This is a genomic window from Parafrankia sp. EUN1f, assembly GCF_000177675.1.
GTDB lineage: Bacteria > Actinomycetota > Actinomycetes > Frankiales > Frankiaceae > Parafrankia.
The window spans coordinates 1-21,933 of sequence record NZ_ADGX01000142.1; the positions used below are offsets into that span (position 1 = coordinate 1).

14 protein-coding genes are annotated in these 21,933 nt (G+C 71.5%); 11 read left to right on the forward strand and 3 right to left on the reverse strand.

Annotated features, from left to right (window positions below):
- From FREUN1FDRAFT_RS30060 to glgP, 7 genes are all read left to right on the forward strand, one after another.
- The coding region (locus tag FREUN1FDRAFT_RS30060) for a glycosyl hydrolase (protein ID WP_006544078.1) at positions 1-1,194 on the forward strand (1,194 nt) is incomplete at its 5' end.
- Positions 1,195-1,537: 343 nt separating this feature from the next.
- Complete coding sequence (locus FREUN1FDRAFT_RS30065; RefSeq protein WP_006544079.1) at positions 1,538-2,731, forward strand: HpcH/HpaI aldolase/citrate lyase family protein; 1,194 nt, start codon at positions 1,538-1,540, stop codon at positions 2,729-2,731.
- Entirely contained in the window at positions 2,728-4,347 is a 1,620-nt protein-coding gene (locus FREUN1FDRAFT_RS30070) for a phosphoribosyltransferase family protein (protein WP_006544080.1), read from the forward strand. The genes FREUN1FDRAFT_RS30065 and FREUN1FDRAFT_RS30070 overlap by 4 nt, the downstream gene beginning before the upstream one ends.
- Positions 4,344-5,525, forward strand: coding sequence for a cysteine protease StiP family protein (locus tag FREUN1FDRAFT_RS30075; RefSeq protein WP_006544081.1), 1,182 nt, complete (start codon positions 4,344-4,346; stop codon positions 5,523-5,525). The genes FREUN1FDRAFT_RS30070 and FREUN1FDRAFT_RS30075 overlap by 4 nt, the downstream gene beginning before the upstream one ends.
- Positions 5,522-6,370 carry a hypothetical protein gene (locus tag FREUN1FDRAFT_RS30080; RefSeq protein WP_006544082.1) on the forward strand — a complete coding sequence of 283 codons (849 nt, stop codon included), beginning with the start codon at positions 5,522-5,524 and terminating at the stop codon, positions 6,368-6,370. The genes FREUN1FDRAFT_RS30075 and FREUN1FDRAFT_RS30080 overlap by 4 nt, the downstream gene beginning before the upstream one ends.
- A gap of 169 nt (positions 6,371-6,539) precedes the next feature.
- Positions 6,540-8,558: an acetate--CoA ligase gene (acs, locus tag FREUN1FDRAFT_RS30085; protein ID WP_006544083.1), complete on the forward strand. Its 2,019-nt coding sequence runs from the start codon at positions 6,540-6,542 to the stop codon at positions 8,556-8,558.
- Between the two features lie 100 nt (positions 8,559-8,658).
- Positions 8,659-11,229, forward strand: coding sequence for an alpha-glucan family phosphorylase (gene glgP / locus FREUN1FDRAFT_RS30090; protein WP_006544084.1), 2,571 nt, complete (start codon positions 8,659-8,661; stop codon positions 11,227-11,229).
- A gap of 10 nt (positions 11,230-11,239) precedes the next feature.
- Here the strand turns inward: glgP and glgX are convergent, their stop codons facing one another.
- Positions 11,240-13,642 carry a glycogen debranching protein GlgX gene (gene glgX, locus FREUN1FDRAFT_RS30095; RefSeq protein WP_006544085.1) on the reverse strand — a complete coding sequence of 801 codons (2,403 nt, stop codon included), beginning with the start codon at positions 13,640-13,642 and terminating at the stop codon, positions 11,240-11,242.
- A 384-nt stretch (positions 13,643-14,026) separates the two neighbouring features.
- Here glgX and FREUN1FDRAFT_RS30100 point away from each other — a divergent pair, with 384 nt between their 5' ends.
- Positions 14,027-14,803 carry an enoyl-CoA hydratase/isomerase family protein gene (locus tag FREUN1FDRAFT_RS30100; RefSeq protein ID WP_006544086.1) on the forward strand — a complete coding sequence of 259 codons (777 nt, stop codon included), beginning with the start codon at positions 14,027-14,029 and terminating at the stop codon, positions 14,801-14,803.
- A 119-nt stretch (positions 14,804-14,922) separates the two neighbouring features.
- On the opposite strand, the gene FREUN1FDRAFT_RS42215 is transcribed toward FREUN1FDRAFT_RS30100, so the two are convergent.
- Positions 14,923-16,173 (reverse strand): endonuclease/exonuclease/phosphatase family protein, encoded by a 1,251-nt coding sequence (locus tag FREUN1FDRAFT_RS42215; protein WP_157475585.1) that lies wholly within the window; start codon positions 16,171-16,173, stop codon positions 14,923-14,925.
- Positions 16,174-16,403: 230 nt separating this feature from the next.
- Positions 16,404-18,077 (reverse strand): hypothetical protein, encoded by a 1,674-nt coding sequence (locus tag FREUN1FDRAFT_RS30110; protein WP_006544088.1) that lies wholly within the window; start codon positions 18,075-18,077, stop codon positions 16,404-16,406.
- 517 nt (positions 18,078-18,594) lie between these two features.
- On the opposite strand from FREUN1FDRAFT_RS30110, the gene FREUN1FDRAFT_RS30115 reads away from it, so the two are divergent.
- From FREUN1FDRAFT_RS30115 to FREUN1FDRAFT_RS30125, 3 genes are all read left to right on the forward strand, one after another.
- Positions 18,595-19,380, forward strand: a complete 786-nt coding sequence (locus FREUN1FDRAFT_RS30115) for an electron transfer flavoprotein subunit beta/FixA family protein (RefSeq protein ID WP_006544089.1) — start codon at positions 18,595-18,597, stop codon at positions 19,378-19,380.
- A 13-nt stretch (positions 19,381-19,393) separates the two neighbouring features.
- On the forward strand, positions 19,394-20,356 hold the full coding sequence (locus FREUN1FDRAFT_RS30120; RefSeq protein ID WP_006544090.1) for an electron transfer flavoprotein subunit alpha/FixB family protein: 963 nt from the start codon (positions 19,394-19,396) through the stop codon (positions 20,354-20,356).
- A gap of 204 nt (positions 20,357-20,560) precedes the next feature.
- Positions 20,561-21,109 carry a PadR family transcriptional regulator gene (locus FREUN1FDRAFT_RS30125; protein ID WP_006544091.1) on the forward strand — a complete coding sequence of 183 codons (549 nt, stop codon included), beginning with the start codon at positions 20,561-20,563 and terminating at the stop codon, positions 21,107-21,109.
- Positions 21,110-21,933 lie beyond the last annotated feature (824 nt).

Sequence of the window (21,933 nt, forward strand, 5' to 3'; positions counted from 1 at the left end):
CCCCCCCCCCCCGCCGAGCTCGGCGGTTCCGCGACGGCTCAGCCTGGTACGGACGGCCGCTTCATCCTCGGGTTCCAGGTGCCTGCCGGCTTCTCCGGCCGGGTGACGGTGACCGCCAGGCAGGACGCGCTCGAGGTGAGCGGCACTCTCGACGTCGTCGACGCGGAGCTGACCGCGCCGGCGGCCGAGACGCAGGGCACCGCGACGGCGGAGTCGGCGACCGCCGAGCCGGCCGTGACGCCGGCTCCGTCCACCGGCGCGGCGCCGAGCCCGTCGGCGCGCACCGGGTCGACGCCCGCCACGCCCGGGAAGCTCTCCGGGCTGCCCTGGATGTCGGGTGTCTACCCGTCGCACATCCTGGCGCAGGTGCTGTCCTTCGGGAACTGGCGCGGTCGGCCGAACGACGTGGCGCATGTCTTCACCGTCCGGAGCAAGGGGTGGTCCGCGATGGTCGAGCCGCGCTGGCCGCTGGACCTGTACAAGGGCTTCCAGGGCACGCTGATCATCAGCCAGCCGACCTTCCCGAAGGGACAGGGCAACAACGCGGCGTGTGCCCGGGGTGAATACGACAGGTACTGGAAGACGTTCGGTACCTTCCTGAAGAACAACGGTCGGGCCGCTTCCATCGTCCGGATCGGGTGGGAGTTCAACGGGACCTTCATGTACTGGCATGCGGACAACGCGGGCACCGAGTTCCGTGACTGCTTCCGCAAGATCTCCACGGCCATCCGGTCCACGGATCCGGAAGTGAAGATCGACTGGACCTTCAACGCGCATGCCTCGCCGGTGCCCAAGACCGGGACTCCGTGGGCCGCCTACCCCGGGGACGAGTACGTCGACTATGTGGGCATCGACTCCTACGACTGGTTCCCGGCCTCGAGGACCGAGGCGGAGTGGAACAAGCAGTGCAACACGCCGAACGGCCTGTGCTATCTCATCAACTTCGCCCGTGAGCACGGCAAGAAGGTCGGCGTCGGGGAGTGGGGTGTCGCCTCGTGCAGCCGCGGCGGTGGCGGCGACAACCCCTTCTACATTCAGAAGATGTACGACACGTTCAAGGCGAACGCCGATGTGATGGGGTACGAGTCGTACTTCCATGACGCCGCTCCCGGGAACGTCTGCTCGACCATTCAGAACGGTGGTCAGAACCCGAAGGCCGGCGCCCTCTACCGGAAGTTGTTCGGCGCCGTGTGATCCGGTCGGGATCACGCCGGCGGGTGCGAGCGGGTCCACGGTGGGTGACCGGATCTGATCGGAGCGGTTCGGGGCGGTCCGGGGTGTGAACCACCGGCTCCGCCCGGTGGGTAACGACGACGTGTCGATGAAACGGGCCGTCGCCTCCTGTCATGGGGCGGCGGCCCGTTTGCCGTCGGACAAGGAGTTGTCCACCCAGTCGTCGTGTGGTGTTTCGTCCCGGATCGGGGAAAGGTCGGGGTACCGTCAGCGCCACGGGCCCCAGGCCCGGCCGGAGGCCCTGCGACCTGCACGGTCACGCCCTCGGTCTCACCGTCGGATCGATCTGACAGGAGCGCGCAGTTTGCGTCATTTCAGCTTCCTCGACGGCGATACCGCCGGGGCGCTGTTCCACCGCGCTCCCCAGGAGATCGTCGCGGGCGACGACCGTCGACTGGTGGCCACCGCCCTGGGCGCGACCCTCTACGCCCCGGGCACCAGACCGCGCCTGGCCAGGGACGTCCGGCGGCAGGTGGCGGCCGGCGTGACCTCGATGGTCCTCTGCCTGGAGGACGCGATCGCCGACCACGAGGTGGTCGCCGCCGAGGAAAACGTGATCGCGGCCCTGGCGGATCTCGGCGAGGATCCGCCGACCTGTGGCGACGGCGTGCCGCTGCTCTTCATCCGAGTACGCAACGTCACCCAGATGTCGACCCTGCTGGCCCGTATGGGCGAGGCGGCGCGCGGGCTTCTCGCGGGTTTCGTGCTGCCGAAGTTCGGAATTGAGAACGGCGAGGCGGCGCTGGAGGAGGTGCTGCGCGGTTCGGAGGTTCTCGGCCGCCCGCTGTGGGCGATGCCGGTGCTGGAGAGCCCGTCGGTCATTTTCCGCGAAACCAGGGTCGACGCGCTGGGCGGGGTGCGACGCCTGATCGACAAGCACGCGGACAACGTGCTTGCGGTGCGGTTGGGGGCCACAGATCTCTCCGGGCTGTTCGGGTTACGTCGTGACCGGGACCTCACGATCTACGACATCGCCGTGGTCCGGGACTGCATCGCGGACATCGTGAATATCTGCGCCCGGGGCGGTGACCATGTTGTCACCGGGCCGGTGTGGGAGTACTTCGCGCAGCCGGAGCGTTTGTTTGTCAGTGCACTGAGAGTCACGCCGTTCGAGGAAGCGGACCTGATTGAGGGCAGCGAGCGCGGAGCGCGTATCCGGTCCGAGCTCGTCTCGGCCGACCTGGACCGCCTCATTCGCGAGGTCGTTCTCGACAAGGCCAACGGCCTGATCGGCAAGACGGTGATCCATCCGAGCCACGTGCCGGCGGTACAGGCGCTCCATGTGGTCACCCAGGAGGAGTACGAGGACGCGGAGGTGATTCTTGCCGGCGACGCGGGCGGGGTTCGGGCCAGCAGCTATGAGAACAAGATGAACGAGCTTCGCCCGCACCGGTTGTGGGCCGAGGCCGTCCGGCGCCGCGCGCGGGCCTTCGGTGTGCTGCGCGAGCACCTGACCTTCGTCGACGTCCTTGCAGCCACCCAGGACGCACTCCGTTGACGGCGGTCATGCCCGGCGAGGGCACCCGCAACGGCGCGGCGGAGCAGCCGACCGATCACCTGGCCGACCCGCCGGCGCAGACCCCAACCGCGAACCTGGCCGCGAACCTCGCGGACGAGGACTGGCTGTGGGAGGCCCTGGGCCTGGGCGTGGAGATCCGCGGTGGCGAGCCGGCCGACGAGCTCGACGAGCTGGCCCTGCGCCGGTTGGTGGGGCTCGCGCTGCGGCGTAACCCCCGGCGCGCCCATCTGCTGGTCAGCCGGGTGCTCGGCAAGCATCTGCCGGTGCCACCCGCGGTCGCGCTCGACGCCGGCGCCCGCCTGGCCGCGCTGGTCCGGGCCCTGCCCGAGCCGGGCCGGTGGGCCGGGCCGGGGCCCGCGGCGGCGCCGGTGCCGATCGTCATCGGTTACTGCGAGACCGCCACCGCGCTGGGCCACGCGGTCGCCGACGGGCTGCCGAACAGCCACTACCTGCACACGACCCGCCGGCAGGTTCCGGGCAGCACGCCGCTGCTGGAGTTCGTCGAGTCCCATTCGCACGCGACCCACCACTGGCTCATGCCGCAGGACCCGGACGTGCTGGCACAGCCCGGGCGGCTGCTCCTCGTCGACGACGAGCTGTCCACCGGGCGCACCGCGCTCGGCACCATCCGCATCCTGCACGCGTTCGCCCCCCGGACGGACTACGCCGTCGCCGCGCTCGTCGATGCCCGGCCACCGGCCGCACGGGACGCCTTCGAGGCGCTCGCCGCCGAGCTGGGGGTGCGCATCGACGTCGTCTCCCTCGTGGCGGCGACCGTCGCGGTGCCGGTGGACATCACCGAACGGGCCACCCGCATCCGCGGCAGCGTCGGCACCGGCACCGGCACCGGCACCGGCGCCGACACCGGCGGCACCGGCACCGGCGCCGCGCCCGTACCGGCACCCGGACCCGCGGCCGACGGCTCGGCAGGCGGCGCTGCTGCTGTCGCTGGCGCTGACGTCCCCGGTGGCGCCGCCGCCGGGGACGCGGGTCCCGCCGACTCGGCCGCCGGTGCGGTCACCCGGGTCACGGTGCCCTGGCCCGCCGGTCTGCCGGACGGTGCGCGGCACGGATGGTCCCAGCACACCCGGGAGCGGCTCACCGCGGAGCTTCCCGCCGTGGCCGGCGAGGTGCTGGCCGGCATCGGCGCCGCCCGTGGCGGTGACCCCACCGCGGGCGGGGACATCCTGGTCCTGGGCACCGAGGAGCTGATGTACGTGCCGATGCGTCTCGCGCAGTGCCTGGCGGAGCGCACCGAACGCCGGATCCTCTACCAGTCGACCACCCGCTCGCCGGTGCACCCCCTCGACGTGGACGGGTACGCCATCCGATCGGCGCTGATCTTCCCCGCGCCGGACGACCCGTCCCGGGTCAGCCACGTGTACAACGTGGCGCCCGGCCGCTACGAGGACATCGTGGTCGTCGTCGACGCGGCCCTGGACGGCCGCGGGCCGGTGCCCGGCGCCCCCGCCGTGGACGGCCTCGTCGCCGCCCTCGGTGCCTGTGCACCGGTGACCGTCGTGACCATTCCCAGCCACGTGCCTCCCCGCCCCGTGCCGGCGGCCGGTGGGCACCCCGCGGAAGGCGCCGAATGAGCTTCTCCCAGCCCGTCGGGCCCGGCGGCCGGCCGCTGATCGGTTCCGGCTCCTACCTGCCCGAGGACGTCACCTTCCTGCTCACCGACCTGAGCGACGCGAACCTCGAACGGCCGACGGAGGACCGCGAGGAGGGCTTCCAGTCCGGCCGGCACTACTCCGAGGACCTGCCGATCGAATACCAGCCCGACGCCGCGTACCTGGACATCTACCGGCAGGCGCTGGAACGGTCGGCGCGGCGGGTGGCGCTGGCCACCGGGATCGTGGCCGAGCTCGTCCGGCACACCAAGCCGGCTCCGGTGCTCGCCTCGATCGCCCGGGCGGGCACGCCGATCGGCATCCTGATGCGGCGCTGGTACCTGTTCCGGCATGGCCTCGACGTCCCGCACTACGCGATCTCGGTCATCAAGGACCGGGGCCTCGACCTGAACGCGGTGCGCCACATCACCGACCGGCACGCCCCGGAGGCGGTCCAGTTCGTCGACGGCTGGACCGGCAAGGGCGTGATGACGAGGGTGCTGACCGAGGCGGTGCGCGGGCTCGGGCCCGACCTGCGCCTCGACGACACCCTCGCCGTGCTCGCGGACCCGGCCCGGTGCGTGCCGCTGTTCGGCACCCGCGACGACTTCCTGATCCCCAGCGCCTGCCTGAACTCGACCGTCAGCGGCCTGGTCAGCCGCACCGTCCTGAACGCCGAGCACATCGGCCCGGACGACTTCCACGGCGCGAAGTTCTACCGGGAGCTGGCCGAGCACGACCTGTCGCAGCACTTCGTCGACACGATCGTCGGCTGGTTCGACGACGTCGCGGACGAGGTCGACCGCGAGTGGCCGCGGCTGTGGTCCGCCGACCGCACACCCACCTGGGACGGCTGGGCCGCGGTCGAGCGCATCGCGGACCAGTTCGACATCCCGGATGTGATCATGGTGAAGCCCGGTGTCGGGGAGGCCACCCGGGTGCTGCTGCGCCGGGTGCCGTGGCGCATCCTGGTCGCCCCCGACCGGCTCGACGAGCTCGCCCACGTGCTCGCGCTCGCACAGGCGCGCGGAGTTCCGGTGGAGGAGATGGCGGATCTGCCGTTCTCCTGCGTCGGCCTGGTCCGGCCGGTCCGCACCGAGTCCGGTGAGCAGCCGGTGTTCCACACGCCGGCGGCCCGCTGGCGCCCGGTCGCGTCATGACCATCAACGCCGAGGCAGGTGCGGGAGCGGGCACCGCGCTGCTCGCCTGCGATCTCGACCTGACGCTGATCTTCTCCCGCAAGCACTTCGGGCTGGCGCCGGGAGCCGCGGAGCCCGAGGTCACCGGAGTCGAGCAGATCGACGGCGCCGCTTACTCGTTCTCCAGCGACGTGAGCCTGCGGCTGCTGGCCGACCTGCACCGGACGGCGGTCTTCACCCCGGTCACCACCCGCACCCTCGCCCAGTACCAGCGGGTCGACCTGGGGCTGCGGCCCCGGTACGCGGTCGCGGCCAACGGCGGGCACCTGCTCGTCGACGGTGTTCCCGACCCGTTGTGGGCCGACGAGATCGCCGCGCGCCTCGCCGACGGGTGCGCCCCGCTGGCTCAGATGCTCGATCTGGCCGAACGGCTCGGGACGCAGGACTGGGCCCGGATGGTCCGGGTGGCCGACGACCTTTTCGTCTACCTGGTCGCCCACACCCGGGAGGCGATTCCGGACCTGTCCGAGGTCGCCGCCGAGGTGGCCGCCGCCGGGTGGTCGCTGTCGTCCCAGGGGCGCAAGGTCTACCTGGTCCCGGGACCGCTCACCAAGCAGGCGGCGGTGATGGAGGTCGCTCGCCGCGTCGGTGCGTCCCGGGTGTTCGCCGCCGGTGACTCCGTGCTCGACATGCCGATGCTGTCCGCCGCCGACCGGGCCGTGCGTCCGGCGCACGGTGAGCTGCACGAACTTGGCTGGGAGGCACCGAACCTGACGGTGACGAGCGGGACCGGCCTGCTCGCCTCCCAGGAGCTGCTCGGTCTGCTGGACTCCTGGGTGCGCGCCGGGCAGCCGTCGACCTCCTGACCGCGCACCACCCTGCTGGCCACCTACCTGACCGCCCACCGCCTGACGCGCGCCGTTTGCCGTTCGGCGGTCGTGCGGCCCTGGGACGTACCGGCGGCATCGTGATAGACCGTGGAAACACGGGGGATTGACCATGCTGCCGAGGCCTTCGCCGACGTGGGAGGAAGCCATGACCGCGACAGACAGGGGCGATGCCAGCCCAGCTCCGCAGCACCAGGTCGGCGGTGAGCTGGAGGCCGAGCTGGAGCGGCTGCTGGCGGTCGAGAGCTTCGACCCGCCGGCCGGCTTCACCCCACGCCAGCCCGAGCAGGCCGACGCGCAGGCGGCGGCCGCCGATCCGGTCGGGTTCTGGGCGGCGAAGGCCCGCGAGCTGCTGAGCTGGGACAAGCCGTTCACCCGGGTGCTCGACGACACGAACCCGCCGTTCTACCGCTGGTTCGACGACGGCGAGCTCAACGTGTCGGTGAACTGCCTGGACCGCCATGTCGCGGCCGGGCTGGGGGAGCGGGTCGCCTACCACTGGCGCGGGGAGGAGGGCGAGCGCCGGGACGTCACATACGCCGAGCTGCTCGCCGACACGCAGAAGCTGGCGAACGGCCTGCTTTCGCTGGGTGTCGCCGCCGGTGACGTGGTCGGCATCTACCTGCCGATGATCCCCGAGGTCGCGGTCGCGATGCTCGCCTGCGCCCGGATCGGCGCGGTCCACAACGTGGTCTTCGGCGGGTTCGCGCCGTCGGCGGTGCGGGAGCGCATGGAGGTCTCCGACGCGAAGGTGCTGATCACCGTCGACGGGGCGCGCCGCAAGGGCCGCACGGCGGCGGTGAAGGCCGGCGTGGACGAGGAGATGGCGGACCTGCCGAAGCTGGAGCACGTCGTGGTCGTGCGCTCCACCGGCCCGGTCGGTGGGGTCGAGACGGCGATGCGCGCCGGGCGGGACGTCTGGTACGACGAGCTGCTCGCGGCCGCGGACCCGGTGTGCCCGCCGGCGTCGCTCGGCGCCGAGCACCCGCTGTTCATCCTCTACAGCTCCGGCTCCACGGCGAAGCCGAAGGGCATTCTGCACACGACCGGCGGCTATCTGCTCGGCGCGACCTACACCCACCGCGCGGTGTTCGACCTCGACCCGGAGACGGACGTCTACTGGTGCTCGGCCGACGTCGGCTGGATCACCGGGCACTCCTACATCGTGTACGGACCGCTGTCGAACGGCGTGACGAGCGTGATGTACGAGGGGGCGCCGGACTATCCGGACTTCGACATCTGGTGGCAGCTGATCGCCGAGTACAAGGTCACCATCTTCTACACCGCGCCTACGGCGATCCGGGCGTGCATCAAGTGGGGCGCCGAGTACCCGGCCCGCCACGACCTGTCCTCGCTGCGGGTGCTCGGCTCGGTCGGTGAGCCGATCAACCCGAAGGCGTGGCTGTGGTACCACGAGGTGATCGGCGGCGGGCGCTGCCCGATCGTGGACACCTGGTGGCAGACCGAGACCGGTTCGATCATGATCTCGCCGATTCCCGGGATCACCTCGACCAAGCCCGGGTCGGCGACCAGGCCGCTGCCGGGCATCACCCCGGCGCTGCTGACCGAGGACGGCGAGCCGCTGACCGAGGGCACCGGCGTCCTGGTGATCACCAGTCCGTGGCCGTCGATGCTGCGCACCCTGTACCGCGACGACGAGCGGTTCGTCCAGACGTACTTCTCCCGGTTCGGCCCGCGGACCTACCTGGTCGGGGATGCGGCGCGCCTCGACGCCGACGGCTATTTCTGGATCATCGGCCGGATCGACGACGTGATCAACGTGTCGGGTCATCGGCTGTCCACCGCCGAGGTCGAGTCGGCGCTCGTGTCGCACGAGGCGGTCGCCGAGGCCGCGGTCGTGGCCCAGGCCGACGCCGACACCGGCCAGGCCATCGTGGCCTTCGTGACGCTGCGCGGTGACCAGGTCGGCGACGACGACATGATCGCGGAGCTTCGTGACCACGTGGCCCACCGGATCGGCAAGCTCGCCCGTCCGCGGCGCGTGATCTGGGCGGAGGATCTGCCCAAGACCCGCTCCGGGAAGATCATGAGGCGGCTGCTGCGGGACGTCGCCGAAGGCCGTGAGCTCGGCGATGTCACGACCCTGCGCGACCCGTCGGTCATGGCCGCACTCGCGGCGAAGGTCGCCACCGCCCCGGACGAGTAGTCGTCCTGGGCGGATAGCGGCGAAGTTGTTCCCGCTTCTTTACCGCCGCGCCGAACCCGGGTGCGGGAAGTTCATGCTCCCTGTTTAGGCTTCCCGTCTCGTGAGAGCGCTGCGCCGATTCACTGTCCGTGCCCAGCTCCCAGAGCAGCTCGCTGCTCTGGGAGAGCTGGTTCTGAACCTTCGCTGGTCGTGGCATCCGGATACGCTGGACCTGTTCGAGTCCGTCGATCCGGAGCTGTGGCGGGCCTGCAAGGGCGATCCTGTCCGGCTGCTCGGAGAGGTCGACCACGACCGTCTCGTGGCGCTCTCGACGGACCGGAAGTTCCTCCGCCGGCTGTCCGACGCCGCGGACGACCTGCAGGACTACCTGACCACCGATCGCTGGTACCAGAAGCAGGCGATTGGGGACGCTCCGCGCGCCATCGCCTATTTCTCGCCGGAATTCGGCATCACCGAGGTGCTGCCGCAGTACTCCGGTGGCCTGGGGATCCTGGCCGGCGACCACCTGAAGACCGCGAGCGACCTCGGGGTGCCGATCATCGGGGTCGGCCTGCTCTACCGGGCCGGCTACTTCGTCCAGTCGCTGTCGCGGGATGGCTGGCAGCAGGAGCGCTACCCCGGGATCGACCCGCACGGCCTGCCGCTGACCCAGCTCACCGACGCCGACGGCCTGCCGGTGAAGGTCGCCGTCGGCCTGCCCGAGGGCCGCACCCTGCACGCGCAGATCTGGAAGGCGCAGGTCGGACGGGTTCCGCTGCTGCTGCTGGACTCGGACGTCGAGGACAACTCCTCCGCCGAGCGCAGCGTCACCGACCGGCTCTACGGCGGCGGGACGGACCACCGGCTGCTGCAGGAGATGCTGCTGGGCATCGGCGGTGTCCGGGCGCTGCGGGCCTACTCCGCGGTCACCGGGGAGCCCGCCCCGACCGTGTACCACACCAACGAGGGCCACGCCGGCTTCCTCGGGCTGGAGCGCATCCGCGAGCTGACCGAGACCGGCCTGAGCTTCGACGAGGCTCTGGAGGCCGCGCGCGCGGGCACGCTGTTCACCACCCACACGCCGGTGCCCGCCGGCATCGACCGCTTCCCCAAGGACCTGGTCGCGCGGCATTTCGGCGGCGACAACACCTGGCCCGGCGTGCCGGTCGAGCGGGTCCTCGACCTCGGCGCCGAGCCTGACCCCAACGTCTTCAACATGGCCCACATGGGCCTGCGGCTCGCCCAGCGCTCCAACGGCGTCAGCAGCCTGCACGGCATCGTCAGCCGTGAGATGTTCGCCGCGCTGTGGCCCGGCTTCGACCACAGCGAGGTGCCGATCGGCTCCGTCACCAACGGCGTGCACGCACCGACCTGGGTGTCCCGCGCCGTCGTCGAGCTCGCGGACCGTCAGACCGGCCCCGGCCTGCTCAGCGGCGACGCCGCCGGCTTCGCCCAGTTCGACCGGGTGTCCGACGAGGCGATCTGGGCGACCCGCCGCGAGCTGCGCGAACAGCTCGTCGCCGAGATCCGGCGCCGGGTGCGTGCCTCGTGGCTGCAGCGCGGTGCCGCGCCGGGCGAGCTCGACTGGGTCGAGTCGGTGTTCGACCCCGACGTGCTCACGATCGGTTTCGCCCGCCGCGTGCCGTCCTACAAGCGGCTGACCCTGATGCTGCGCGACTCCGAGCGGCTCAAGCGCCTGCTGCTGCACGCCGAGCGCCCCGTCCAGATGGTCATCGCCGGCAAGGCGCATCCCGCGGACGACGGTGGCAAGCTGCTCGTCCAGCAGATCGTGCAGTTCGCCGACAACCCCGCCGTGCGCCACCGGATCGTGTTCCTGCCGGACTACGACATCGGCATGGCCCGCTACCTCTACGCCGGCAGCGACGTCTGGCTGAACAACCCGCTGCGCCCGCTGGAGGCCTGCGGCACGTCCGGGATGAAGGCCGCCCTCAACGGCTGCCTGAACCTGTCCATCCGGGACGGCTGGTGGGACGAGATGTTCGACGGCCAGAACGGCTGGGCGATCCCGACCGCGGACGGTGTGGAGGACCCCGACCGGCGCGACGACATCGAGTCGGCGGCCCTGTACGACCTGCTGGAGAACACCGTCACCGCGCGCTTCTACGACCGGCCGGTGCCGTCGGCCCACCCGCCGCGGTGGACGGCGATGGTCAAGCACACGCTGTCGACGCTCGGGCCGCAGGTGCTGGCCACCCGCATGGTGCGCGAGTACGTCGAGCGCTACTACGTGCCGGCCGGCCGCTCCGCCAGCCAGGCGACCGGGCACGACCTGGCGGGTGCCCGTGACCTCGCCGCGTGGAAGCAGCGCGTGCGCGCGGGCTGGTCGGGCGTGCGGGTGCTCAACGTCGACTCCGCAGGACTCGGCGACACCCCCCAGGTGGGCCAGTCCCTGGTCGTCCGGGCGACCGTCGACCTCGGCGGCCTGGACCTCGCCGACGTCGACGTGATCGCCTCGTACGGCCGGGTGGACGAGACCGACCGCATCCTCACCGCCAGCACCCTCTCGCTGCGCGAGGTCGGGGAGGGCGAGGGTGAGGGCGGCCACGGCCACCGCTTCGAGGGCACCATCCCGCTGGGGCGGACCGGTCCGTTCGGCTACACGGTGCGGGTGCTGCCGCGCCACCCGCTCCTCGCGAGCCCGGCCGAGCTGGGCCTGGTCACCAACCCCTGACCGAGGTTCGCTACTGCGCCGCCGGCCCGGGCTGCTCGGCTGGCCCGGGCTGTTCGGGCTGTTCGGGCTGTTCGGGCTGTTCGGCTGGCTCGGGTTGGTCGGGCTGTGCCGCTGGCTCGCCTGGCTCGGTGATCCCCGTGTCCGGACCGGACACGGGGATCACCGAGGAGCGGCGCGCGGGCAGTGCCCGCAGGACGACGACGGCGTGGCCACGGACGAGCAGCGTCTCCCCGGGGCCGAGTGACCGCCGCGGTGCGTCGATCGTGCCGGGGAAGCCGGCGAGGTCGTCCTCGGCGGTGTCCAGCAGCAGCTCGTAGCCGGAGGCCCACGGTTCGCCGGGAAGCACGAGCGGTCCGTCCGCGCCGTCGGGATGGATCACGAGCAGCAGGCTGTCGCCGGCGATCGGCTGCCCGGCCGGATCGGACCACTCGATCGACGTGCCGGCCAGGTGGGCCACCAGGATCGCCACCTGTGGGGCGTTCCAGTCCGCCGGTGACATCACCGCGCCGTCCGCCCGCAACCAGGTGATGTCCGGCAGGATGTCGCCGTCGACCGCCCCACCGCGGAAGAACCGCTCCCGGCGCAGCACCGGGGACGTCCGCCGCAGCCTGGTGAGCCCGCTGACCAGGGCGAGCAGCGCGGGGTCCGAGCCGGCCGGGTCCACATCGGCCGGGCCTGAGCCAGCCTGGGCCGGGCCAGCCTGGGCCGGGCCAGCCGCCGGTGTCTCCCCGTCCGCCGGTGCCCGCACGTCCGTGGACCAGGCCGGCCAGGCCAGCCAGGAGACCGGGTTGTCCTGGCAGTAGGCGTTGTTGTTGCCCTGCTGCGAACGTCCCAGCTCGTCGCCCGCCACCAGCATCGGCACGCCGGCGGACAGCAGCAGCGTGCTGATCAGCGCGCGCCGCACCCGCCGGCGGGTGGCCAGGATCTGCGGGTCGTCGGTCGGGCCTTCGGCGCCGAAGTTCGCCGACCGGTTCTCCGACTCGCCGTCCCGATTGCCCTCGAGGTTGGCCTCGTTGTGCTTCTCCCGGTACGAGACGAGGTCCGCGAGCGGGAAGCCGTCGTGCGCGGTCACGAAGTTCACCGAGGCCCAGGGCCGGCGGCCGTCGTGCTCGAACAGGTCGGACGAGCCGGTGACGCGGTACCCGAGATCGGCGACGCTGCCGGTGCGCCCGCTGAAGACGTCCCGCACCGTGTCGCGGTACCGGCCGTTCCACTCCGACCACGGTGCGGGGAACGCACCGACCTGGTAGCCGGCCCAGCCCAGGTCCCAGGGCTCCGCGATCAGCTTCACCGAGCCCAGCAGCGGATCGGCGTGGATCGCGGTGAGCAGGGGAGCGCCCGGGTCGTAGCCCTCCGGGGCGCGGGCGAGCGCGGTGGCGAGGTCGAACCGGAACCCGTCGACCCCCATCTCGGCGACCCAGTACCGCAGCGAGTCGCAGATGAGCTGCACGGCATGGGGGGACGTCGCGTCGACGGTGTTGCCGCAGCCGGTCACATCGCGGTACCGCCGTGGGTCGTTGGGCTCCAACCGGTAGTACTCGGCGTTGTCGAGCCCGCGCAGGCTCAGCGTCGGCCCGCGTTCGTTGCCCTCGGCGGTGTGGTTGTAGACGACGTCCAGCAGCACTTCGAGGCCGGCCTCGTGCAGCGCCGCGACCATGGCGCGGAACTCGCCCACCGGGTCCCCGGTGGCCGCATAGCGCGGATGGGGGGCGAAGAAGCCCAGCGTGTTGTAGCCCCAGTAGTTGGTGAGTCCCTGCTCGAGCAGGGACATCTCGGAGATGTGGGCGTGGACGGGCAGCAGCTCGACGGCGGTGACCCCGAGCCGGCGCAGGTGGTCGATGACCTCCGGGTGCGCCAGGCCCGCGTAGGTTCCGCGCAGCGGCTCGGGCACGGCGGGGTGGCGCCGGGTGAAGCCGCGGACGTGCAGCTCGTACACGATCGTGTCGGACCACGGGATGCCCGGTCGGTTCGTGGTGGGGTCGGGGCCCGTGGCCGTCCCGGTGACGACGCCTTTCGGCACGTACGGCGCCGAGTCGCGGCCGTCCGGCTCGCGCCCGTACGGATCACCGTCGGAGTACCCGTGCACCGCCGGATGCGGCACGAAGTCGCCGGTCACCTGGCGGGCGTACGGGTCGAGCAGGAGTTTCGCCGGGTTGTACCGGTAGCCGAGCTCCGGCGCGTACGGGCCGTGCGCGCGCAGGCCGTAGAGCTGGCCCGGGCGGACCCCGTCGAGGTAGCCGTGCCAGACGCCGCCATCCCGCTCGGGCAGCCGGTGCCTGCGCTCGCCGGTGCCGTCCGCGTCGTCGAAGAGGCAGAAGTCGACGGCCTCCGCGTGCGGTGCGGCGACGGCGATGTTGACGCCGGCCCCGTCCCAGCGGACGCCGAGCGACTTCGCGCTGCCGGGACGGATCATGGCTTCGACGCTAACGCCGGGCGAGCCGGCTGGTCCTGGAAACGCGTCCTGTCGGTCAGACAAGTGATATGCGTCACTTTTTTGCTTGGATCCTTGTCCGGATCGACGCGGTCCGGGGTTCGCCATTTACCGGCCGTGATCGCACCGGTCGCGGCCTGCCCGCCTCGGGTGTCCGTGGATGGCTGCGGGGGGCCTCTCGTCGGCTGCGATGCGCCGCCGGCGAGCGGTGACCCTCGACGCTGTCCGCCTCGCCGACGGGCCCGACTCGGCTAGGGTTTGCCGGGTCCCCGAGGGGCCACGGCCACGTCCACGGTTGCGGTTGCGGTCGCGGCCACGGCGCGGATGCGCGGCCCACGGTTTCACGGCGAGGTGGAGGTGTTCGGGATGGCGCTCGTGCGGCTGGAGGTCGCCGACGGAGTCGGGACGATCAGGCTGGATCGTCCGCCGATGAACGCGCTGAGCGCCGCGCTCACCGCCGACCTGCGGGTCGCGGTCCAGGAGGCCACCGAACGTCGCGACATCCGCGCGGTCGTCCTCTACGGCGGCGAGAAGGTGTTCGCCGCGGGGGCGGACATCAAGGAGATGGCCGGGTTGGACGTCGCCGGCATCGCCGCCTGGGTCCGTGATCTGACCGGTGTCTTCGAGTTGATCGCGCGGATCCCGAAGCCGGTCATCGCCGCCGTCACCGGCTACGCCCTCGGCGGCGGGCTGGAGCTCGCGCTGTGCGCCGACTTCCGGGTCTTCGCGGACAACGCCAAGGTCGGCCTGCCGGAGATCACGCTCGGTGTCATCCCCGGCGCCGGCGGCACGCAGCGGCTGCCCCGGCTCGTCGGTCCGGCCCGGGCGAAGGACCTTGTGTTCAGCGGCCGGCAGGTGCGCGCCGCCGAAGCGGAGGCGATCGGCCTCGCCGACCGGGTCGTGCCCGCCGACGAGGTGTACGCGGAGGCGCTGCGGCTGGCGGGGCGGTACGTGGCCGGCCCGGCGCTGGCTCTCGCGGCGGCGAAGCAGGCGATCGACGACGGCTCCGAGCTCGCCCTCTCCGAGGCGTTGCGGCTGGAGTCGGCCCTGTTCGTCGGCCTGTTCGGTACCGAGGACCGCAGGCTGGGGATGGACTCGTTCATCGCGAACGGCCCCGGCAAGGCCGACTTCGTCGGGCGGTAGACCCGGCCCCGGTGGGCCTGGTCCGTCCGAAGATCTGAGGATTCTGGTCGTTGTGACGACCATGATTCTCAGCAGCCCGGAGCCGCGGGCCGTGTGGGACTGCGGTGCGCCGCCCGGGCTCAGCGCATGGCCAGGTCGGCGAGTACCGGCTTGTGGTCACTGCCGAACTCGGAGCCGATCTGGTAACCGGTGATCGCGAAGGCCGGTGAGGCCAGGATGTGGTCGATCCGGGCGATCGGGGGAACCGCGAACATGCTCGCGTTCCAGGTCGGGGTCCACCCCGCGCCCACGACGTCATGCGCGTCGCGTACGCCGGCGGAGATCAGCTCGCGCAGCGGCCGGTTGTCACGGGTCGCGTTGAAGTCCCCGGCGAGAACAACCGGGAGCCTGGACGCCTCCACCTCCGTCCGCAGGTGGTCGAGCTGGTCGCGCCACGCCCGCGCGTACTCCCCGCTCGTCGGCGCGATGGTGTGCACGGCGTGGACGACGAACGACCGGCGCTCGTCGACCCGCACCGTCGCCCGCAGCGAGGAGTACCCGGCGACCTCGGGCGTCGCCGCGTCCGAGAGCGGGAACCGGGAGAACACCGCCGCGCCGAAAGCGCCCTCCTGGGGGTGGACCTCGGAATAGCGGTAGTCCGCGAGCGCACCCGAATCGCGCAGCTTCGTCAGCGTCAGCGGTGAGAGCTCGACGAGGACGAGGACATCCGGGCTGGCGTGGCGGATCTGGTCACCGAGGCGGCCCGCCTCGGCGTTGTGGTAAAGCAGGTTCGCCGCCATCACCCGCAGCCGGGCCGAGCCCTGCGGGGCGTTCTCCGGACCGCCTGGGAAGAGCTCCGGCACCGCCCAGAACAGGTGTGCCACCGCGACCAGGCCGCACAGCATCATGAGGCGGCCGCGTCGCAGCGCGAAACCGACGGCCAGGGCGGCGTACACGGGCAGATAGAGCAACGGCGTCAGCGCGTTGGCCACCGTGTAGGGCCAGGTGATCGCGTCGTCGAGGTGGACGAGCCGCCCGACCGCGATGATGGCGAGAGCCGCCGTGACGAGCCACGCGGCGGCGACCAGCAGCTCCCGTCCCGTCACAGTGGACGGTGCGCTGCCACCAGATCTCCCGGCGCCCCCACGTCCCCCGGCGCCCCCGCGCCGTCCCGCCGGGCTGCCGGTACCGCCACCGCCGGTGCCGCCACGGCCGCCGCCGGCACCGGTCGGTCCGACGGCGGGGACCGCCGGTGTGCCACCGGTGCCACCGGTGCCGCCCGTGCCACCTGTTCCGCCTGGCCGGTCGCCGTCACCACCGGCGGCCCGGCGGCCGCCTGCTGAGGGGGCGCGCAGGCCCAGGCGCCGGCCGACGTCCTTCGCGAGACTCACGCGACAAGCGTGACTGGTCACCGCGTAGCGCCCGGCAGTGGGTCGGACGGAGCATCCGCCGCGGGTCGGACCGGAGCGCCAAGTGCGAGTTCGCCGTAGCGGTTGCGCCGTAGCGGTTGCGCCGTAGCGGTTGCGCCGTGGTCGTTCGCTGCCGTGCCGTGCCGTGCCGTGCCGTGCCGGCCCGGGAGGGCGTGGGCGGGTCTGGCGGCCTGTCAGCCCCTGGCGGCCTGTCAGCCCGAGGTGACCCGCGGGTGCTCCCGGCCGCGACCCACCACGTCGCTGACCCGGCTGCGCCATTCGCGCGCGGCGACCACCTTGGAGAATCCGGCGATAGCCTCGTCCAGCTCGGTGAGCTTGTTGGTGATCCGGGTCGACGAGACCGACCCGGCCAGTTCGACTGCCTGGTAGCCGGCCTCGATCGCTGCTTCCAGATCGGGCCGCGGCCGCCGCAGGTAGGACAGCGCGAGGTCCGCCTCGGCGTAGGCGCGGCTGCGGGCGCGGGCCTCGCCCTGCAGGTAGCGCGCCTCCAGCAGCCGTTGCTCCGCGACGGTGGACTTTCCCAGCAGCATGAAGCAGTGGCCCTGGCACTCGGCGACGTCGCCGGAGTTGTAATGCCCGGCCCAGGACGGTGCCTCGCCCGGCTCCCGGGAGATCACCCGTTCCATCTCCGCGAGCGCGCGCATACAGCCGGACTCGTCGCCGTTGCGGGCCAGGGCCCAGGCCAGCCGGTCCTGCAGCATCGCCTGGACGGGGGGTGCCGACTGCCGGGCGGCCCGGTCGATGGCCGCGCGGGCGAGCGCCAGGCTGTGCCGATGGTGCCCCAGCGCGGCGGCCTGGTCGCTCATGGCCGAAAGAACCCTGCCGGCCATCATGACGTCCTCGGCGTGCTCGGCGAGGCTCAGCGCCTGGATGTAGTAACGCTGCGCGAGGGCGTGGCGGTTGCAGTCCTGGGCGAGCCAGCCGCTGAGCTGCGCCAGCTCGGCGAGCGCGCTGAAGGTGTCGGTGTCGGCGGGGCCGTCGACCGCGGCCCGGGTCCGGTCGTGCAGGAAGGCGACGACCTGGGGGCGGATCTCGCTGCTGCCGAACCGGGCGTCGAGCCGGCGGAACGTCGCCGTCATGTCGCGGATCATCGCGCCCCCGGACGGGGACGCGGGTGTGTCACCCGTGATGCGACTGATGACGCCGGTCAGGCTGGACAGAACCGGGTCGGCGAAGGCGGCGGCGGCGAACGCCGCCCCGTCGTGGAGCACGTCACGTCGCCGCATGTCTCGTCCTGAAAGTCCAGCGAGTGTCCTCAGGGTGTCGTCAGGCAGGTCTGCGACGGCGAGGCCCAGGTCGTCGCGTTCGTAGCCCTCGCCTCGCCAGCCGAGGTCGGCCGGCGGAACCGGATAGCCGACCACGGCGGAGAGCTCGGCGGCGGCCAGCTCCGCGACCATCGGGTCCCGCGGCTTCATGCCGCGCCGCCAGTGGCCGACGGTGGTCCGGGCGAGCCCGAGCTCGACGCGGCGCTGTGTTCTGGCGCGGTTGTTGACCTGGCGGGCGAAGCGGGTGTCGGAGATCCCGGCCTCGGCCAGCAGGCGGGCGAACAGGCCCGGTGCGGCCGGACCGCGGTCGGTCGCGGTGGCTACGGCCGCCGTGGTCCCAGCCGCGGACGTCCCAGCCGCGGACGTCCCAGCCGCGGACGTCCCAGCCGCGGACGTCCCGGTCGTGGTGCCGGCTTTCGTGGTGCCGGCGGTGCTCCTGGCGGCGGGCTGCCGCGGCGCTCCCGCCGCTGGGCGTGTCGCCGACTGCCGCGGCGCGCCGGCCTGTTTCTCCGGCCCCGGGGAAGTGCGGCCCGACCGGCCCGGATTCCCCGGCCGCCGCTGCTCCGGCGACGCCTTGGCGGTGAGCTCGTCCGTGACCATGTCTACGTCTCCCCCGTCTACGTGGGCGTGGCCGGAGGGCCTCCGTTGTCGGCCCGCGACGACCTCACAGGGCAGAAAGTAGCCGATTGGTCACGCATTCAGGAAGGGGGTGTGCATTAGAGGGACACAATGCACGGTCATGCCGGGACTGGGGACCCTTGTACTTTCTGTGCCCGCACCGCCGACGGCGGGAGGGGTGGGCGACATGGTGGCCCGCAGTATGTGGCACCTCACAGTTCCGCGCCCTGGTCGAAGGTCGTGCCGACGGTCGCCATCCCGGCCGCGCCGACGGTATCCGGTGGGAAGCTACTGACTGTGTAGGGATATCCCGTTGGTGTGGCGTGTTCTGGTCGTCCGGTCCATGTCCGCCGATGTCGTCCAGGAGGCGTGGGCGCCCCGGGGAACGGCCCCGGGGGCCGCTGCGCCGGGGCCGGGATCATCGGGCACGTGCGCGCGTCAGATGCGACGATGCGAGGAGGAGCGACATCGATTTTGCTGGCTACGGAGGCCCCAAGGCGTGAACATCGTCGTTACCGTCAAGCAGGTTCCCGATACCTGGGCGGAGAAGAAGCTCGACGCCTCGGACAAGACCGTCGACCGCAAGAGCGTCGACAACGTCATGAACGAGATGGACGAGTACGGGGTCGAAGAGGCTCTGAAGATCAAGGAAGCCCACGGCGGCGAGGTGACGGTCGTCACGATGGGGCCCGAGAAGGCCGTCGAGACGATCCGCAAGGCGCTGTCGATGGGGGCGGACAAGGCGGTTCACCTCAGCGACGACTCGCTGCACGGCTCGGACGCGCTCGCCACCTCCGCCGCGCTCGCCAAGGTGATCTCCACCCTTTCGCCCGACCTCGTCATCACGTCGTCGGAGGCCTCCGACGCCCGTGGCGGTGTGATGGGTGCCCTGCTCGCGGAGCGGCTTGGGCTTCCGCAGCTCACCCAGGCCCGCAAGGTCACGGTTGACCCGGGCGCGGGCAAGGTCACGGTGGAGCGCCTCGCCGACAACGGCTACGCGCTGGTCGAGGCGGCTCTCCCCGCGGTCGTCGGCGTCGTTGAGAAGATCAACCAGCCGCGTTACCCGTCGTTCAAGGGCATCATGGCGGCCAAGAAGAAGCCGCTGACCAAGCTCTCGGCGGCGGACGCCGGCCTGGACGCGGCCTCGGTCGGCCTCGCCGGCGCCGCCTCCACGGTCGTTGAGTCGCAGCCGGCACCGCCGCGGCAGAGCGGCACCATCGTCAAGGACGAGGGCGACGGCGGCGCGAAGGTCGCTTCGTTCCTCGCGGCGCAGAAGCTCATCTGAGGAAGGCTGTTCGATGGCTGAAGTACTTGTTCTCGTCGAGCACACCGACGGTGAGCCGAAGAAGGTCACGGCCGAGCTGCTGACCCTGGCCCGCACCCTGGGCGAGCCGTCGGCGGTGTTCCTGGGCGCCCCGGGCACCCTCGCGAAGGCGAAGGACTACCTGGCCCAGTACGGCGCCGCGAAGATCTACGTGGTCGAGTCCGACGACGTCGCGAACTTCATCGGCGCGCCCGCGGCCGAGGTCCTGTCGAAGCTGGTCGCCGACACGTCGCCGGTCGCCGTGCTGGCGGCCGCGACGCCGGACTCCCGCGAGGTGGCGGCCCGCACCGCCGCCCGGACGGACTCGGGCCTGATCTGGGACGCGACCGCGCTGGCCCCGGACCTCACGGCCACCCAGGGCATCTTCGGCGGTTCGACGATCGTCAGCTCGAAGGTCACCAAGGGCACCCCGATCGTCGTCGTTCGTCCGAACTCCACCGCGCCGGAGGCCGCGCCGTCGACTCCGGCGGAGACCACGGTCGACATCGCGATCTCTGACGCCGCCAAGGGCGCGAAGATCGTGGACCGTGTCGTCGAGGCCAAGTCGGGCCGGCCCGACCTCACCGAGGCGCAGGTTGTGGTCTCCGGTGGGCGTGGTCTCGGTGCCGCCGAGCACTTCGGCCTGGTCGAGAAGCTGGCGGACACGCTTGGTGCCGCCGTCGGTGCCTCGCGCGCCGCGACCGACGCCGGGTGGTACCCGCACCAGAACCAGGTCGGCCAGACCGGCAAGACCGTGTCGCCGCAGCTCTACATCGCGGTCGGCATCTCCGGCGCGATCCAGCACCGGGCCGGTATGCAGACCTCGAAGACGATCGTGGCCATCAACAAGGACCCCGAGGCCCCGATCTTCGAGTTCGCGGACTACGGGCTGGTCGGCGACCTGTTCAACGTCGTCCCGCAGCTCACCACGGAGATCGAGAAGCACAAGGCGGGCTGATCGTCCGATCCGGTGCTGTGCCCGGGCCGGCCGCATCGACGGCCCGGGCGGGCAGGACGGCCGGGTGTGGTTCCTCCGAACAGGGGCCCGCACCCGGCCGTCGGCGTTCCTGACTCCGCTCAGCTCCTCGCTGCCTCATCTCAGCCCCTCACCGACAGCTTCTCGGTTACGCTACGTAGCGATGGGGCGGCGGGAGGTATCTGAGTGTCACTACGTCACGGGCTGCTGGGCCTGCTGGCCGAAGGGCCGGCCAGTGGCTACGACCTCACCCGACGGTTCGAGCAGGTGCTGGGGGCAGTCTGGCCGGCCGGGCATCCCCAGATCTACGGCGAGCTGAGCCGCCTCGCCAGCGACGGACTCATCGAGATCGACAGTGAGGGACCGCGTGGCCGCAAGGCCTACCGCATCACGGACGCCGGCCTGGCCGAGATCCGGCGTTGGCTGAGCGAACCGTCCGAGGTCGATCACACAACCCGGCTGCAGCCGCTGTTGCGGTCCTTCTTCTTCTGGCTGATGGACCCGGGTGACCTCAACGCCCATCTGGTGCGGGAGGCCGACTTCTTCGCCGCGGCAGCCAGCAGGTACCGGACGTACGCCGACGCCGCCGACCATGGAAATGTGCTGGACACGCCGCAACAGAGGTCACTGCGTATCGCGATCGAGGGCGGTGCGCGCCTGTACGAGGCGTTGGCCGGCTGGGCGCGCTGGGCGGCGCAGCGACCAGAGCTGGCGGGCGACCGCTCGCGCCGGTGAACCATCCATGGGGATCTCACCGCGATCCGCCCGGGCCGACGTCCGCGCACAGGCGGGTTTGTGGCGGATTCGGCGTCCGCACGTTCATCGGAACGGACTGTTCACACATTCGGCGTGGACCGGGGCGGCACGTCGTGCGGATCGGCCGGCCGCGCCCGGAGGCCGCGAGCGCAGGGGGCGGCCGTTCGACGAGGCCCGGTAGGCCGGGGATGCATGTGGCGGGCGGGGTGCGTCCACACCCCGGATCCCTCGTGTATAGTTCCTCCTTACCGCCTGATCGGAACGGAAGAACCGATGGTTGGCGGGCCCAGGATCCTCCGAGGGGGCGCAGACCCCCCGAGGACAGAGCCCGAAAACAGTGCGGTAAGGTTGGAAAGAGTGGCAGTCGCCGGCGAGTCCGGAGCGATTTGACACAAACCCGAAAGCATCGGTAACTTCACCGAGTCGCCGCAGCCGGGGCCGATAGGCCGAACCGGATGAGGCAAAGGCAAAGTGGCGGAATCGCAAAACACGGCGATTTGACACAAGCCCGAAACGCCCGGTACTTTAGCCGAGTCGCCGCAGCCGGGGCCGAAAGGCCGAACCGGATGAGGCAAAGGCAGAGTGGAAAGTCGCGAAACACGGCGATTTGACACCGGCCGGAAATACCGAGTAAGTTGAAGAAGCACCGGAAACGCCGAAAGGCACCTTCGGTTGCATCTGCTCCTTGAGAACTCAACAGCGTACCGAATAGTCAGTGCCATTTAGTTTTAAACCCCCGTCCATGGCCAGGGCTGATGTTCTGGTTGTGGTGGGAAATTCCTTTGGCAATGACAGACGATCTT